We start from the raw sequence: 16,326 nt of genomic DNA, 5'->3' as shown, positions 1-16,326 counted from the left end.
TTGCGCAAAACACAATCTCCTCCGCTCTTTAGGATGACTGTCTTTCCGTTGCGATTTGTGAGACCCTCTACGTTGATAGTAACAATACCTCAGAACCCATTGTGCCCAAAGAGACGGATTATTTATGCCGAGAGCCAATGCGAATTCTTGATAGGAAATCTCGGAACTTTGATACAAGTCTACGGAATGGAACTTAAATTGAAGAGAATAAGTTTTCTTTTGACGAGAACGAGCAATATTGTTGCTGATAAATTTTTAGGCAGCAGTCCAACGCAGGCTCGTTGTGTGGCTGACAATGTTGTATTTTTTTTGCAAGGCCATGATAATGTATGTTCCCCTTGTAGATATGCTGGAACTACTTTTTGCTTAAATTCAGTACTATATTTTGCCGTAAAGATACTCCCATAAGTTAGATGACAGGTCTAACTTATGGATGGGCAGTACAGTCAGTACATTTTTCAGTTTCTTTTTTTTTATCATACATAAATTAATAAATAAAATTTAAAGTTGCGAAATTAGAATCATTTCTAATTACTGTTGCAATAATTGTATAGAATGAATCATTGTATAGAATGTTTCATTATTTCATAATCCCGGAAAGGAGCGTAACTGTACACTAAACAACGGTTAATATGCAAAATGAGATATCTGTTTGTCACTCTCTCGTAATAGTCTATTTATAAATAAAATAAGTAAAAGTTATTAAGAAAAACAAAAACGCTCTTGATTACTAATGACGTTTTGCCTATAATGAAATTAAATTATTAGTTTCTGTAATACGTATGATAATAAACACGGTATAGCTTACATCCCTTTACATCGGGCGGCGCAATGTAACGCTATGCCGGTTGTGTATTATGTAGTATAATAATTTATTTTATAAGGCAGGTGATAGATTTAGAGGTAACATATAGTGTAGAGTGTTTTTATAACAAAAATAAGTATTCGGAAATGATAAGAGAAATACACGCTTTACCCTATATGACCGAAATGAAACAACTAAAAGGTGGAGTTTTTGTTTTAAGTTCGTATGAAAGGGTGTGTTTAAGGATGATGGTTATTTTAGCATTATTGCCGATTTTATGGCTGGTTGTAGGCCTGGCAATTTTGAAAGTTCCTGCGTGGAAGGCTTGTACGATTGCTGTAATTATTTCGTTTATTATTGCTATTGCAGCGTATGGACAAGGTACTATTGTGATGGGATCTGCTGCATTGGAAGGTGTAGCACTGGCAATTTGGCCTATCCTATTAGTTATTACAGCGGCTATTTTTACGTATAATTTGGTATTATATACGAAGGCTATGGATATTATCAAACAAATGCTTACTAGTGTAAGTAATGACCGCCGTATTATTGCCTTGCTGCTTGCTTGGGGCTTCGGTGCATTTATGGAAGGGATGGCTGGATTTGGTACCGCTGTGGCTATTCCTGCCAGCATGATGTTTGCTTTGGGATTTGATCCGATTAAATCCATATTAGCCTGCCTTATTGCCAATACAGTGCCTACACCATTCGGATCTATCGCGATTCCTACGACTACGATGGCGTCTCTTACTGGATTGGATTTATCCCAGTTAGGGATTTATACGGCAATGATGAATGCTATTTTAGATATTACTTGTCCGTTCCTGGTAGTTATGGTTATTGCCGGCGGTCCTAAAGCTTTGAAAGGTGTTTTTGGGGTCACTTTAATTTCTGGACTGGCACTTCTTATTCCGGAATATTTGATTTGTATTGCCATTGGTCCTGAATTAGCTGTTATTGCTCCGTCTATTATAATCATGGGTGCCATTGTTATTTGTGCAAAAATATTTAAAAATGACAATCCTGAATATGCAATGGATACGAAAGTCGAACCCGTTGATTTTAATACAGGCGTTAAGGCTGCTATGCCGTTTATTTTGATTTTTGTATTTTTACTTATTACCTCTAAGTTGGTTCCGTTTATCAATACTCCGCTGGCAGCTATTCAAACAGCTGTTCCTATTTATATCGGAGCAGGAGCCAAGCCGTATACGTTTGTTTGGATTGCAACTCCTGGTATCATGATTTTCTTGGCTGCATTTATTGGCGGCAAAGTGCAAGGTGCATCCTGGAGTGAATTGTTTAACGTATTCGGATCAACGCTGAAAGGTCTCCGTTTTACATATATTACAATCATTGCTGTTGTTGTAACTGCAAAGCTTATGACATACAGCGGTATGACGGCTGACATTGCCAAAGCTCTTGTATATGCTACAGGCACAGGATATCCGGCATTTGCTCCTGTTGTAGGTGCTCTTGGTGCCTTTATCACTGGTTCTGCGACAAACACGAATGTTCTTTTTGGACCTTTGCAAACGGCGGCTGCTGCAGGTATTCCAGGGTCTAGCCCTGCTTGGCTTGCTGCTGCAAACTCTGCCGGTGCAGGTATCGGCAAGATGCTTTCTCCTCAAAGTATTGCCTTGTCTATCGGTGCCGTTGGTACGGTTGTTCAAGGTAAAGAAAGTGTTATTATGAAAGGAATTTTTGGATATTTTATTCTGTATCTGGTTATTGCAGGCGCATGGTGTTTCTTTGGTCAAGCGTTGCTTTAATTAGTCTATAAAAAGATAGTATAAAAAATGAACTCGATGATACATCGGGTTCATTTTTTGCTTTTATTATCTCTATTCTTTTTCTTCTTCTTCCTATGATTCCATATCAGAAGTATCTTTTGTGTTGAAACCGATAATACGCCGCGGAGCAGAAATATCATCATTTCGAGGCACGGCAACCAGCAGCAGATTCAGTTGTGATAGGTGCTGTACCAGTTCAACTTTAGAATTATCTGAAAGTTCTCCATAAAATACAATCATATTAGGATCCCAGTAGCCAACATCTTGTATGCTGAACGTGATATTTCCTGAAGATACTAACCGACCTCCGGCCTGCATAGTATCAGGAAGATCTGATTCAAAATGATTAATTAAGGTGACAATCCGCTTATACATATCTGATGCTAAATAAGGCGTTTCAGGGTCATTTTCTTCATAATTTTCCGAATCGGCTGGAGGTATTATCGTGATATCTTTTGTTTTCTTCTTCTTTTTTGCCATGCATATCACATCCCAAATAGTTTATTTTAATCATTCATATATATATTCACCAAATTAGTACGCTTTTCCTGCCAGCATATGTAAATTGCATCCGTTTTGATGTATAATATGTAGTGTCAATACTGAAGAAGGGACGATTTATTATGTTGTATACGGATAAAATTATACATTACACATCAGAAGAACGTATTCGTGTTTCTGTTGCGTTAACAAAAAATATTACTGAAGCTGTGCGCAAGTGTCATAAACTATCTCCCGTAGCTGCTGCGGCGTTAGGAAGAACGATGACAGGTGCCTTGCTCTTGGCGGGAGATTATAAGAATCATGAAGGTGTTTCTATCCGTATTAAGGGGGATGGACCTCTGGGTGCTATTTATGCAGATGCCTTTGATACTAATAAAGTTCGTGGTTATGTTGATAATCCAATTATTGATATTCCTTTAAAAGAAAATGGCAAGCTCGATGTAGGGAAGGCTGTGGGACAAGGACAAGTTACGGTAACTCGTTTCACACCTGAAAAAACGACGTATACCAGTCAATCAAATCTCGTTACAGGAGAAATCGCTGAGGATTTAGCTTACTATTTATATACTTCCGAACAAATTCCTTCAACAATCAGCTTGGGAGTATTGGTAGACAGAGATTATTCTATTGCTGCCTCAGGAGGTTTTCTAGTTCAGGCACTGCCAGGCGCTGATGATGAAAAACTGGCACAGGTTGAAGCAAATATATCAAATATAGGCGCTATTACCACATATTTATCAAACCATATAGATGGAGAAGGATTGATCGAGTGTATTTTGGAAGGGTTGCATTACAAGGAACTTTACAGACAAAATCTGCATTGGCAATGTACTTGTTCACAGCAGCGGATTGAAAGCGTTCTTTTATCTTTAAGTGATGCCGATAAGCAAGAATTATTGAAGGATCCGCAAGTTGAGATGACATGCCATTATTGTGGAAAAAAATATGTGATCAGTCAAAAAGAATTGCAACATTTATATAATTGCTAAAAGGGGAGATGACTGTTATGGGACGTATTGCTATTATTGGCGGTACCGGTGTATGTGATGCTGCTATGCTGAATCAGGTTAAAGAAGGTACCATGGATAATTTCTACGGCACAATTAAATATATGAAGGGTACTTATAAAGGGAAAGATATTGTTTTTTTACCGCGGCACGGGAAAAATCATCAAATTCCTCCGCATCTTATTAATTACCGAGCCAATATTCTTGGATTAAAACAACTTGGAGTAACAACGATTATCGCTACGACAGCAGTAGGATCACTGAATCCAGCATATAAACCGGATGATTTTGTACTTCAGGATCAGTTTCTTGACTTTACAAAAATGCGCCATGCTACTTTTTTTGATGGCGGTAAGAATGGTGTTGTCCACGTAGATATGACAAGTCCGTATTGTCCGCATTTACGGCAGACTATCGTTGAAGCCGGGACGGAACTTGGGTATACCGTACACCCCCAAGGAACCTATGTATGTACAGAAGGCCCGCGTTTTGAAACGCCGGCTGAAATTAAAATGTTTGAAAAATTAGGTGGAGATCTTGTCGGCATGACAAATGTTCCGGAAGTATGTTTAGCACGAGAAGCTGAAATGTGTTATTCTACCATTTCTATGATTACCAATTTTGCCGCCGGGATTTCACCGACTCCGTTGACGCATTCCGAAGTAGTGGAATGTATGGCAAAAAATTCGGAACGATTGAAACAATTGATTTTAAAATCAATTGAAATATATATAGATGATGAAACTTGCGAATGCCGCCATACATTAAAAGACTATGGAGGATTTACAATATAATTATGGATACAATGCGTTGGAAGGATGGCAGCTTGATCCTTCTGGATCAGACAAAACTGCCGGTTAAAATGATGTATATTACCTGTACTCGGTGGAACGAAGTACGGGATGCCATCCGTATTCTTGCTGTACGAGGAGCTCCGGCAATTGGCGTAGCCGCTGCTTATGGCATGGTGTTGGCTGCATATGAATTATTGAAAAATAATCATACCATCACGACGTCTGATTATATTGCGGATTTGCAGCGTATCAGCAAAAAAATGGATGCAGCAAGACCGACAGCTGTTAATTTACATTGGGCACTGTCACAAGTGATGACAACTGTTAATCATATGACCGCAGCAACTGCTTGGGAAATAACTAAGGTTCTTGAAAAACAAGCCATAGCCATGCAGCATGAAGATGTATCTATTAATACAGCACTATCCACCTACGGGGCAGACGAATTATTAAAATATACGAATAAACCACTTACTATTTTAACTCATTGTAATGCCGGTGCATTAGCAACAGCAGGCGTAGGAACTGCATTAGGCGTGATTCGGGCATTACATAAAAAAAATCGAATTCGCATGGTATATGCAGATGAAACCCGCCCATTACTGCAGGGAGCTCGACTTACCGCAACAGAATTAATGAGTGATGGTATTCCCGTGACCCTTATTACAGACAACATGGCTGCCTGGGTTATGAAAACAAAAGGTGTTGATGCTGTCATTGTTGGAGCGGATCGCATTACGGGAAATGGAGATACAGCTAACAAGATAGGAACATATGGCGTTTCTTTATTGGCAAGAGCGCATCATATTCCTTTTTATGTAGCTGCTCCTGTGTCTACTTTTGATTTAACCTTGAAGACAGGAACCGAAATTCCTATTGAAGAAAGAAATCCTGATGAAGTCCGATGTATTGGAGAGGTAGCAATTTCTTTGAAAAATGCATCGGTTTTTAATCCTGCGTTTGATGTTACACCTCATGAAAATATTAAAGCTATATTTACAGAGCTGGGTGTACTTCAAAACCCCGATTCATATACTATATCCAAATTTTTTAAACAGAAAGAGGTCTTGTAATGATGGAATCAATGATTCGTGATTTTTCACTTGCTTCTAAGGGGCACGAAAAGATTAGCTGGGTAGATCATTATATGCCCACATTAAATGCAATCGGCAGCATGTTAAAGGAAAAACAAACCTTTAAAGGAAAAACCATTGCAATAAGTGTTCATTTAGAAGCTAAAACAGCATACCTGGCCAAAGTATTGCATCGCGCTGGTGCGCATGTTGTTGTTACCGGCAGCAATCCGTTGTCGACGCAGGATGATGTAGCAGCCGCATTGGTAGATGATGGATTGACTGTATATTCATGGTATAATGCAACAAATGATGAATATTTCACATTTCTAAATAAAGCATTGGATCATCATCCTGATATTATTATTGATGATGGGGGAGATCTTGTCCATTTATTACATACGACACGGGCGGATGCACGGGAAAATATAATAGGAGGTACCGAAGAAACCACAACCGGAGTAAATAGACTGCGCGGCTTGGATAAAGGGGGCGCGTTACAATTTCCTATGATTGCAGCCAACGATTCCTATTGTAAATATCTTTTTGATAACAGATATGGTACCGGGCAATCTACTTGGGACGGGATTATGCGGACGACCAATCTTACGGTTGTCGGAAAACGCGTGGTTGTTGCAGGATATGGTTGGTGTGGACGCGGGTGTGCTATGCGGGCCAAAGGCTTGGGAGCACATGTTATTGTAACCGAGGTGGATCCTATTAAAGCCATTGAAGCCGTATTCGATGGCTTTGAAGTGATGACGATGGAAGAAGCTGCAAAAATAGGCGACATTTTTGTAACCTTGACTGGATGTGAAAATGTTATCCGTGGTGAACATATGAAGAATATGAAAGATGGAGCGGTTATGGCTAATGCCGGTCATTTTGATGTAGAAATCAATAAAAAAGAGTTGGAACAGATGACTGTCGGTCATTTTGAAGCTCGACACAATATTGAAGGATATACGCTGCCGAACGGACATATTATTAATTTGATTGCGGAAGGCAGGTTGGTTAATTTGGCAGCAGGGGATGGTCATCCGGCTGAAATTATGGATTTATCTTTTGCTGTACAAGCTATGGCAGCAAAATATTTGCTGGAACACTATCAGAAATTAGAAAACCATGTATATGTGCTGCCGCATACCATTGATACGGAGATTGCCAATATAAAATTAGCATCCATGGGTTATCAGATAGATAGCCTTACTGATAAACAACGTGCATATCTTAATCTGGATTAAGGAGACGGTTACATATCTATGAAAACATTGCTAAAGAATGTAGGTATCTATAAGGATCATGTCATATCAGAACATCAAAATATCGCTATTGAAGATACCCGAATCAGCGGATTTCCTGACGTTATACATACTGAGGAATATGATACAATAATAGAAGGGAAGGGGATGCTGGCAACTCCGGGGTTTGTTAATACACACAATCATATTGCCATGACTGTATTTCGCAGTTATGCCGATGATATGCAGTTAATGGACTGGCTGGAAAAAAAAATTTGGCCGGCAGAAGATAAACTGGACAGCGATATCGTGTATGCACAGACTATGTTAGGCATTGCTGAAATGATTCGCTGTGGAACAACAAGCTTTGCTGATATGTATTTTTTTATGAATGATGTAGCTAAAGCAGTGTCTGAAACAGGTATTCGAGCTGCTTTATGTCGCGGAATGACGGGATGTACTCCCAGTGGGATGCAGGCTCTAGAAGAAAGTAAAACGTTTTACCAAAATTGGAATGGTAAAGCGGACGGACGTATTACTGTTATGCTGGGACCACATGCGCCTTATACCTGTGCTCCTGATTATCTGCGTAAAGTAGTAGCGTTAGCACATGAATTACATGCAGAAATACATATTCATTTGTGCGAAACCAAAGGTGAAGTTGAAAATATAAAGAAACAGTACGGAAAATCACCGATTTTATTGATGGATGATTTGGGTATTTTTGATTGCGGATGTTTGGCAGCACATTGTGTATGGGTGGACGATGCAGATTTAGAGATAATGGCCAGAAAACATGTCCGTGTCGCTCATAACCCGGGAAGTAATTTAAAATTAGCGAGTGGAATCGCACCGATTCATGCTATGCTGCAAAAAGGCATTACCGTAGGATTAGGTACGGATGGCGCTTCCAGTAATAATAATCTGGATATAGTAGAAGAAATGCGATTGGCTGCATTGATCCATAAAGCGAATACACTGGATCCTTTGGTTATTCCTGCAGAAACAGCTGTTAATTTATTAACAGAAGGCGGTGCTAAGGCTCTTGGCTATACCGATGTTGGAAAACTGCAAGAAGGCTATAAAGCAGATATTACACTAATTGATCGTGAAGGTTTGCATTGGTATCCTAAAAATGACACGATGTCACTGCTGGCATATTCAGCCAATAGTTTGGATGTAGATACCGTTCTTGTAGATGGAAAAGTTTTACTGCGCAATAAAGAATTTACTTCGTTAGATATTGATAAGATTCGTTTTGAAGCAGAACGTACTAAAGATAAGCTGTTTAGTTCATTATGATAAGATATTTTTATTAGTTGAATTCAAAGACAAAGCAAGATACAATTACTTCCGATAACGTTAAATTATCGGAAGTAATTGTAAAGGCCATAATCTATTGCTCAAAAAATAAAACTGTCAATGTTTATAATAAAATATTTACATCACACTAAAACTTCCCGCTTCTTAGCGGGAAGTTTTACGTATAGCATATTTTTTATAAACATTGAAATAGAAATAAAGATAACACCATGTTATTACTTATTCCGATATCGATACATCTCAAAATAACTGCCTCATAAGCTTACCATTTTATAATGACTCCGCCATGTGTTAACCCGCCCCCAAATCCATAAAGCAATAAAAAATCCCCTTTTTTTAATTGTTTTTTTTCACTTGCCATCCATAATGCCAATGGAATGGAAACCGATGAGGTATTACCATAGAATTCATTGCTAATTAAGGTTTTCTGCAACATAATATGTAATCGTTTACATAAAGCTTCAATCATTCTGTAATTTGCACTATGGGGAACGAACCAGTCAATATCATCTTTTTTCAAGTTTGCACGCTTTAATAATGCTTGAATTCCTATTGGTACGTTTTTTAAAACATATTCATAAAGTTTTCGGCCGTCTTGTTCAAACTGTTTGTTTTTCAGAACCATTTCATTATATTGTTGTGATAAATTACTGCAAGTAGCCAGTCCCGCTTTTTTTCCATCACTAAAAAAATCAGAAGCTATACATAATCCTTCCCCTTGAGATTCTTCCAACAGCATTGCAACAGCAGCATCTCCCAATAATATACAAGTATTTCGATCTGCATAATCTAATATCTTAGACAAGCTTTCTGTTGCAATTAATAATATTTTTTTATTTTGACCTGTGGTAATCAACGCATCCGCTACACAAAGCCCGTACGTAAAACCAGTGCAAGCAGCATTCAAATCCATCGTTCCTGCATGAGAAATATCAAAATATCCTTGAACCAAAGCTGCTACTGACGGCGTTAAATAATCTGGAGTAAACGTTGTAACTATAATCATATCTACATCGTCAATGTTTGTATGATACGTTTTTTTTAAATTTTTAACAGCATTAATTGCCATCGTACTGGAAAATTCATTTTCTCCTGCAATACGGCGTTCTCGTATCCCCGTACGACGTATAACCCATTCATCATCAATATCAATTTTTTTAAAATCATTGTTTGTACATATTTTTTTTGGTAAATATGCGGCTATTGCCGATATTTTTGAACTGCTTTTCATATATCTCCTTTGTATAATATCATAAACTAATATTTTCATTACTATCACATCGTGAATTTATAATGAAAAAGCTAATCAAAAAAGTTTGAAATAAACATTTCTCCTAATTTTTATTGCAGTTTTTTTTTATACCACTTAAAAAACATTACTGGTGCGGGTGTCGATAATACTTTAAGTGCTTTACAATATCCATTCCGGTTTAGCTGAACCCATTGGACTAAGAATTGGATCATTCCAATAAGCAGGTGTTGCTGAATAGGTTACTGCTGGTGCAAGTCTTCTTACTTCTCCCAAAGGCGTATCCCGGATTATGGCATCAGGTATAGATAGCCGTTTTCCTAAACTTGAAGCAATTTTGATTAATTCAAGTGGAGATAATTCATAAATTTTCTGAAAGGGATTGATAGCAAATTCAATATCTTTTTTTGGAATTAATCCCAAACTTTGGTACCACATAGCATTTCTAGCTAGGCTAACCGTTACATGATAACTTCCACCTTCTTTTGCGCGTTTGAGAAGTGCGGCAGTCGCACCTGCTGCTCCCATATACCCTGTAACATAATCATTTATCAAACCTGTTGGAGGCATTGCAGGCATCCCATTTTCTCCCTCTAACATTGCCAACCCTGATGCAGCAGTTCCAAGCATATCAAAACCGCCTCTTTCTGCCCACGGGCCACCATAGCCGTAGCAACGAACGCTTACCACAATAATACCGGGTCTGATTTTTGCAAGCTCTTTAGGAGAAAACCCAAATTCAGCAATCTTGCGGCTTCGATAACTATCTACAAATATATCTGCATTTTGAATCAATGTTTTAGCCTTAGCATTGTCTTCTGAATTTTTTAGGTTTAAGTGTGTAGTACGATGCCCTACATTTGCATCATCATAAACCCAATTATGTTCAAAATCGTTAAAATGGTTAAATTGAAGTACCTGCGCTCCCTGTTCTGCTAAAGTTCGGCCTACAACTGGTCCCGCTACTGCATGAGTCGCTTGCAGTACATGTATATTGCCAAGCGGTCTTTCCGAAGTTTTAAAATCTTCAGGTATACTATCACCAATTTTTTGGATAGCAATTACTGGCTCATTAGATAAATATTGTCCTTGCGGATGATTAAGCCATTCTTCTGGTGTACGTGCTATACAAGCGGTAAGACCTTGATTGTTAGCCGTATCTTCGAGTTCTTGAGCATTCCATTTTGCGATACTGGCTGCTATTTTTTTATGGTCGGGTCCACAATTAAAGAAATTTAACCATTTTGACTGTTGGTGTGGATAAACTGCTGAGGTATATATCCACCGTCCATCTTTTGTTTTATATGGAAATACACCAAATGGATGAGTTTGTCCCATCCAGTTTGGATAGGGGTTATCGTTAATTGTAGGATGAAATGTTAAATCAGGATTTATACCATGTGCCGCTTGGCGAATATCAATAGATAAATCTTGTCCTGTACCAGTACGCTCTCGCCAAATAGCGGCTACTCCGACGGCGGCTGCCATTGCCGAAAGAGAAAAAGCAGCAGCAAGTCGAACCGTACTGGGAAACAATGGATATTCACCTATAATATTTATTTTTCCACCAGTATCGTTTATAGAAAGTCCTATTGGGTTTATTAATTTCTCAAGATGTTCTAATGGATTAAAATTTTTACTAACTTTTGATTTTTTATATGTCATTTTTTTCCTCTAATCTAGTTCATATAACCTTTAATTAACTTAAATTCAGTGATAGTTTACTGAACTATTCCATATTTCAGACTTTTTTCTCATTTAAAAAGTATAAAATTTCATTTCGCACTCTTTTATTGAACATGTTCAACTATATGCTAAAAAATAAATCCACTTATCATGACAGTTGATTTTTTTTACATGTATATCGTTAAGGGAAATCAAATTTTTTGAATGGGCTCTTCTACCAGTTGCTGGGCGATTTTTTCCCATAAGGATTCTTGAGCTATAATTCTTTTATTTATATTTTCAATTTGTATTGCATCGACTCCAATTAATGATAAAGCCATTGATATCAATGCCAAACGACTGGCTGCTGGTGATATATTTCTTTTAAAGTACAATTCAGCAACACAAGCCCGCATAGCACCTTTAATAAATAAAGATTTTTGATAATACTCAGTATCTTTCATTTCATACATGGTACCGTCAAATAAGTGGTGCGCCAGCAATGTGAGCTGTTCTACCATATTTTCAAAAATCAATTTTGAGTTATATCCTGCAAAATATGCATCTCGAATAATTTCGTCATCCTCCATTTTTTTCAGAGAAATAAAGAAAAATGCGGCATATTTAAAAGCGGGTGATTCATTTTTACAATAATAATTAATATGAGAAACACAGTTCTTAATAATCGATAAATATAATGATTGAAAGATATCTTCTTTATTCTTAAACAAATAGTAGATACTTCCCGTCAGTATGCCCGAATGTTCAACAATCATGCGAATGGTTGTTTTATTATAACCATACTGCAATAATAAATTTTTTGCAGTATCTAGTATCCGTCTGCGTACTTCCTGCGTATGTTCAATAGATATATTTTTCATACTAAAAAGTACCTCCTTATAATACAATTGAACATATTCAATTGTATTATAAGGATTGACCTGTGATTTGTCAATTATAAAATGCAGTATTTGATTGTATTTCATTACTATAATTAATTAATGTTTTTCCAAGATAAAAGATATGAAATAAAAAGGTTTATAAAAGTATAACGTATTATGTCATTTTTTTAAATTCGAGCCTATTCAAGTTCCCTGCTTATATGATTAAATCCTTATTTTTATATTATTATATTGACTTACCCCATTTTATTTGATACTCTGTGTGTAAAGAAGGTGATTTCGTTGAAAGAAACAATGGGTGATAGAATTTTTCATATTATTAAGATGCGTGGTTTAAAAAAAGTTGAATTTGCCCGTATTCTCAATATTGATCAATCATACGTAACTCAACTTATTAAAGGACGCAATATGCCTAGTAATAGATTGATTGAAGATATATGTCAAAAATTTAATATCAATACATCGTGGTTATGTGATGGGATCGGTTACATGTATAGAACACAACATTGCGAAGCAGAAATACTTTCTTGGGCTGCAAAGCTTGCGTATGATACTCGTGATACCTTTCCAAGGAAACTTGCACTGGCTCTTTCTCGGTTAGATGAAAAGGAATGGACAGTTCTTGAACATCTTGCGTATAATATTTTTCCTGAATTAACAAATCATACATATACCCATTGTCAAATTTCAATAAATAATTCAGCTGATCAGGATAACATCAATGCAAAAAAATGTAAGGAAAGTCTTTAAAATGCTGCCGTCTCGGATAATGGCGTGTGCACTGAAAAAGGAGTGATTGTTTTGGATCATCCACCCAAATATTTTTATTTACATAATTCCGACATCATAGCGGCCAATACAAAATTAACAGACAAGAGCCGGCAAAGTATATATATTTCCCGGGCCGAAAATACAATTAATGCGTATGAGTCAGATTGGAATGATTTTTATGATTGGTGTGCCCACCATCATGTACAAGCATTTCCTGCCGAACCGGAAACTATTATAAATTATATTAACGATTTGGCTGATAATGCTAAAGCGAATACGGTAGCTCGCAGAATCAGTGCGTTAACAGAAAATTTTGACGCTGCCGGAATAAAAGATAATCCCTGCCGCCTCCCTATCGTAAAAAATGCCTTAAAAGGAATAAAACGAATGAAAGGGACGATGCAGCGTGGAAAACTGCCTATATTATTCGATGATATACGAGAAATGCTGCATTGCATTGAAGGCGATGAATTGCAGCAAGCCAGAGATAAATCAATCCTGCTTATTGGTTTTTACGGAGCTATGCGGCGTTCGGAAATAGCAGGACTTGACATGGAAGACTTACGATTTACTCGATTAGGGTTGCTTATTACGCTTCGTAAGTCTAAAACGGATCAAATGGATCAAGGACAAATGATTGCAATTCCCTATGTTGAGGATAAAGAAATCTGTGCTGTACAGGCATTAAAAGATTGGATAGCACGCAGTGGTATTACAACAGGACCTGTCTTCCGCGGATTTACAAGAGGTCATGGAATTCGCAAAAATCGCATATCGGACAAATCGATTGCGCTCCTTGTAAAACGATATGTGGGACTTGTTGGCATGGATCCGAAGGATTATGGAGCGCACAGTTTACGACACGGCTTTGCAACATCAGCGGCACAACATCATGTAGAAGAACGACAAATCATGAGACAGACACGTCATAAATCACAAACGATCGTTAGACGGTATATAGATGAAGCAGATAAACTTATCGATAATCCTATATTTAAAATTACGGGTGATAAAAAATAAACATAGCATACAAAAGAAATGCACCTCAAAATTAAATTTTAAGGTGCATTTCTTTTGTATGCTGTATGTGTGTATTATATGAAGTTGTCTTATAAATATGGTGGTATATATTCCCTATCAAAGTTGTACATCAAAATGAGATTTTACTTTTTCAATGCTGCTGTCATGCACCGGTATTTGTAATATCTGCCCGGGATAAATATCATCATTATTAGATAAATGATTTACTTTTAAAATGCCGTCTACGACGTCACGTATATCGGTTCTGCTGTCAGCAGCAGCTGATGCCATATTCCATACAGTATCTCCTGTATGTACTCGGACAGGAACATATTGTGAATTATCATGAAATATCCAGCCTAATTGAGTAATGGATACGACCAAGGCAGCCAGAATAAAAAAATATTTTAAATTTGCCAAAGGTTGTTTATTTGTTTTCTTCATGTGGATCACTCCTGTTTAGAACAAATGTTTGACTATGTACTTATTATATCGCCAAACAAATGTTCTTGTCAAGCATAATATGAACAAATGTTTGATTTATTCCTTTATATCATATATAATGAGATAAAAGAATAAGGAGTGATGCGTAATGATGATGACTAGTGAAAAAAACTTAACCACCCGTCAACGCCAGATCTTAGAATATATACGTGAGTCTGTTCATAAATATGGATATCCCCCATCAGTTCGTGAAATTTGCAAAGAAGTGGGCTTGAGTTCTACTTCTACAGTTCATGGTTACTTACATCGGTTGGAAACGTTAGGTTTTATCCGACGCGATCCGACCAAAAACCGTACGATTGAATTACTGGATGAAGGATCGTGGCGTTCAAAAAAAATTGTTCCCCTCCCCTTAGTGGGACAAGTCCATGCTGGTTCGCCAGCCTTGGCGGAGGAATATGTAGAAGATGTATATCCCTTTTCTGCTGAATTTATTGGTGAAGATGATTGCTTTATGTTAACTGTAAAAGGTGACAGTATGATACAAGCAGGTATATATGAAGGAGATTATCTGGTAATACGCCGTCAGGACACGGCAAATAATGGTGAAATCGTAGTGGCTTTAATCGATGATGAGGCTACGGTGAAGCGATACTATAAAGAAGATGATCATATCCGGTTGCAGCCGGAAAATGATAATTATGAACCGATTATTACCAGAAATTGTTCTATTTTGGGTAAAGTCGTTGGTCTTTTTCGAAAATATTGATTCATTTTATCCGAGAAATGGCTATTCCGTCTTTTGTTTGAAACTAAGCGTATTTGCAGTCCGTATATGTTTTACTTTTTTACAAAGATTATTTATTGGTAAAAGTTTTCAGTTCGTACTGTTTGACAATTAGAGTCCAGTTGATATAATAAAATTATATAACGATATATTGAATTGAGTAGGATGTTTGTCTTTAATTTATTAGTACATCGAAAGTTTGAGAGAATTAAATTTACAGACGTGAGTATGGTATATTGATAGGAGGCATCTAATATGAATAATTTGTCGAGTGATGAAAAAAAAGAACAAATGGAATTAATTGCTTCTCAATTAAAAGAATTGAGAGATATGCATAAGTTAAATATTATTTCTGATGATGAATATGAAAAACGAACTTTTTATCTGCTTCATCCTAATATGGTAAAATCTCCGGAAATGCAGGAAGATAAACCAGCTGTCAGCGAAGAATTATTGGATCAGCTCAAAGAAATCAGAGATATGCATAAGCTGAGTGTTATTTCTGATGTAGAGTTTGAAAAGAAACTGTACGAACTGCTGCATAAACAAAAAAAATAGTTTAAAACAAATAAAGATATGCCAGTACAAGGCATATCTTTATTTGTTTGGGAGTGTAAAATGAAGTGTGTAAGTTACCGGTAACCAATTTACTAACTTACGCACTTCATTTTTTTGTCGAGGTGCGGTACACTATCAGAAAGCAGGTTGAAAGGAATTGAGTACAGCACTGATGAAGAAACGTAGAAACCCGAGTGAGAAAGGCCAGGCAATCGCCAAGCTCATCATGGAACAATACCAGCCGAAGACGCAGGAAGACATGCAGATAGCGCTGAAGGACGTGTTCGGTCCTATCTTCGAAGCTATGCTGCAGGGCGAGATAGATAACCATCTCGGGTATAGCTCCAATGATCATAGCAAGAAGGAAACCTCCAACCGTCGGAATGGCTA

The 16,326-nt window shown here is 37.2% G+C and carries 15 protein-coding genes and 1 pseudogene; 11 read left to right on the top strand and 5 right to left on the bottom strand.

The features are described 5' to 3' along the window. Positions 1-1,050 precede the first annotated feature (1,050 nt). Complete coding sequence (locus BLR11_RS06755; protein ID WP_091649809.1) at positions 1,051-2,577, top strand: L-lactate permease; 1,527 nt, start codon at positions 1,051-1,053, stop codon at positions 2,575-2,577. A 93-nt stretch (positions 2,578-2,670) separates the two neighbouring features. Here the strand turns inward: BLR11_RS06755 and BLR11_RS06750 are convergent, their stop codons facing one another. Further along, entirely contained in the window at positions 2,671-3,078 is a 408-nt protein-coding gene (locus tag BLR11_RS06750; RefSeq protein ID WP_091649805.1) for a DUF6173 family protein, read from the bottom strand. A 143-nt stretch (positions 3,079-3,221) separates the two neighbouring features. On the opposite strand from BLR11_RS06750, the gene hslO reads away from it, so the two are divergent. From hslO to BLR11_RS06725, 5 genes are read left to right on the top strand one after another with little or no spacing between them, the layout of a single operon-like run. Continuing rightward, positions 3,222-4,091: an Hsp33 family molecular chaperone HslO gene (hslO, locus tag BLR11_RS06745; RefSeq protein WP_091649802.1), complete on the top strand. Its 870-nt coding sequence runs from the start codon at positions 3,222-3,224 to the stop codon at positions 4,089-4,091. 17 nt (positions 4,092-4,108) lie between these two features. Beyond that, a complete protein-coding gene (gene mtnP / locus BLR11_RS06740) occupies positions 4,109-4,903 on the top strand; it encodes an S-methyl-5'-thioadenosine phosphorylase (protein ID WP_091649801.1) in 795 nt (264 codons plus the stop codon). Between the two features lie 2 nt (positions 4,904-4,905). Continuing rightward, positions 4,906-5,976, top strand: a complete 1,071-nt coding sequence (gene mtnA, locus BLR11_RS06735) for an S-methyl-5-thioribose-1-phosphate isomerase (RefSeq protein ID WP_091649798.1) — start codon at positions 4,906-4,908, stop codon at positions 5,974-5,976. Between the two features lie 2 nt (positions 5,977-5,978). Beyond that, positions 5,979-7,220, top strand: a complete 1,242-nt coding sequence (locus BLR11_RS06730; protein ID WP_091649978.1) for an adenosylhomocysteinase — start codon at positions 5,979-5,981, stop codon at positions 7,218-7,220. An 18-nt stretch (positions 7,221-7,238) separates the two neighbouring features. Further along, a complete protein-coding gene (locus BLR11_RS06725) occupies positions 7,239-8,519 on the top strand; it encodes an amidohydrolase (RefSeq protein WP_091649794.1) in 1,281 nt (426 codons plus the stop codon). A 283-nt stretch (positions 8,520-8,802) separates the two neighbouring features. Here the strand turns inward: BLR11_RS06725 and BLR11_RS06720 are convergent, their stop codons facing one another. The 3 genes from BLR11_RS06720 to BLR11_RS06710 form a co-directional block, all read right to left on the bottom strand. Further along, positions 8,803-9,771, bottom strand: a complete 969-nt coding sequence (locus BLR11_RS06720; RefSeq protein ID WP_091649791.1) for a beta-ketoacyl-ACP synthase 3 — start codon at positions 9,769-9,771, stop codon at positions 8,803-8,805. A gap of 180 nt (positions 9,772-9,951) precedes the next feature. Then, entirely contained in the window at positions 9,952-11,454 is a 1,503-nt protein-coding gene (locus BLR11_RS06715; RefSeq protein WP_091649788.1) for a CoA transferase, read from the bottom strand. A 212-nt stretch (positions 11,455-11,666) separates the two neighbouring features. Next, a complete protein-coding gene (locus BLR11_RS06710) occupies positions 11,667-12,335 on the bottom strand; it encodes a TetR/AcrR family transcriptional regulator (protein WP_176762898.1) in 669 nt (222 codons plus the stop codon). Between the two features lie 303 nt (positions 12,336-12,638). Between BLR11_RS06710 and BLR11_RS06705 the strand changes: the two genes are divergently transcribed. Both BLR11_RS06705 and BLR11_RS06700 read left to right on the top strand, forming a co-directional pair. Then, the gene (locus tag BLR11_RS06705) at positions 12,639-13,106 is read left to right on the top strand and encodes a helix-turn-helix domain-containing protein (RefSeq protein WP_091649781.1); all 468 of its coding nucleotides are present in this window, start codon (positions 12,639-12,641) and stop codon (positions 13,104-13,106) included. Positions 13,107-13,157: 51 nt separating this feature from the next. Further along, a complete protein-coding gene (locus BLR11_RS06700) occupies positions 13,158-14,147 on the top strand; it encodes a site-specific integrase (RefSeq protein ID WP_091649778.1) in 990 nt (329 codons plus the stop codon). Between the two features lie 117 nt (positions 14,148-14,264). On the opposite strand, the gene BLR11_RS06695 is transcribed toward BLR11_RS06700, so the two are convergent. Beyond that, positions 14,265-14,591 (bottom strand): LysM peptidoglycan-binding domain-containing protein, encoded by a 327-nt coding sequence (locus tag BLR11_RS06695; protein WP_091649776.1) that lies wholly within the window; start codon positions 14,589-14,591, stop codon positions 14,265-14,267. A 151-nt stretch (positions 14,592-14,742) separates the two neighbouring features. Here BLR11_RS06695 and lexA point away from each other — a divergent pair, with 151 nt between their 5' ends. The 3 genes and pseudogenes from lexA to BLR11_RS06680 all read left to right on the top strand — a co-directional run. Next, complete coding sequence (gene lexA, locus BLR11_RS06690) at positions 14,743-15,360, top strand: transcriptional repressor LexA (RefSeq protein ID WP_091649976.1); 618 nt, start codon at positions 14,743-14,745, stop codon at positions 15,358-15,360. Between the two features lie 273 nt (positions 15,361-15,633). Next, entirely contained in the window at positions 15,634-15,936 is a 303-nt protein-coding gene (locus BLR11_RS06685; RefSeq protein WP_091649773.1) for an SHOCT domain-containing protein, read from the top strand. A gap of 172 nt (positions 15,937-16,108) precedes the next feature. Continuing rightward, positions 16,109-16,326 (top strand): annotated as a pseudogene (locus tag BLR11_RS06680) (IS256-like element ISBsu2 family transposase); the annotation flags it as partial.

Source organism: Megasphaera paucivorans (genome assembly GCF_900103535.1).
In the GTDB taxonomy this organism is placed as follows: domain Bacteria; phylum Bacillota; class Negativicutes; order Veillonellales; family Megasphaeraceae; genus Megasphaera_A; species Megasphaera_A paucivorans.
This window is presented reverse-complemented; position numbering and strand designations above follow the sequence as displayed.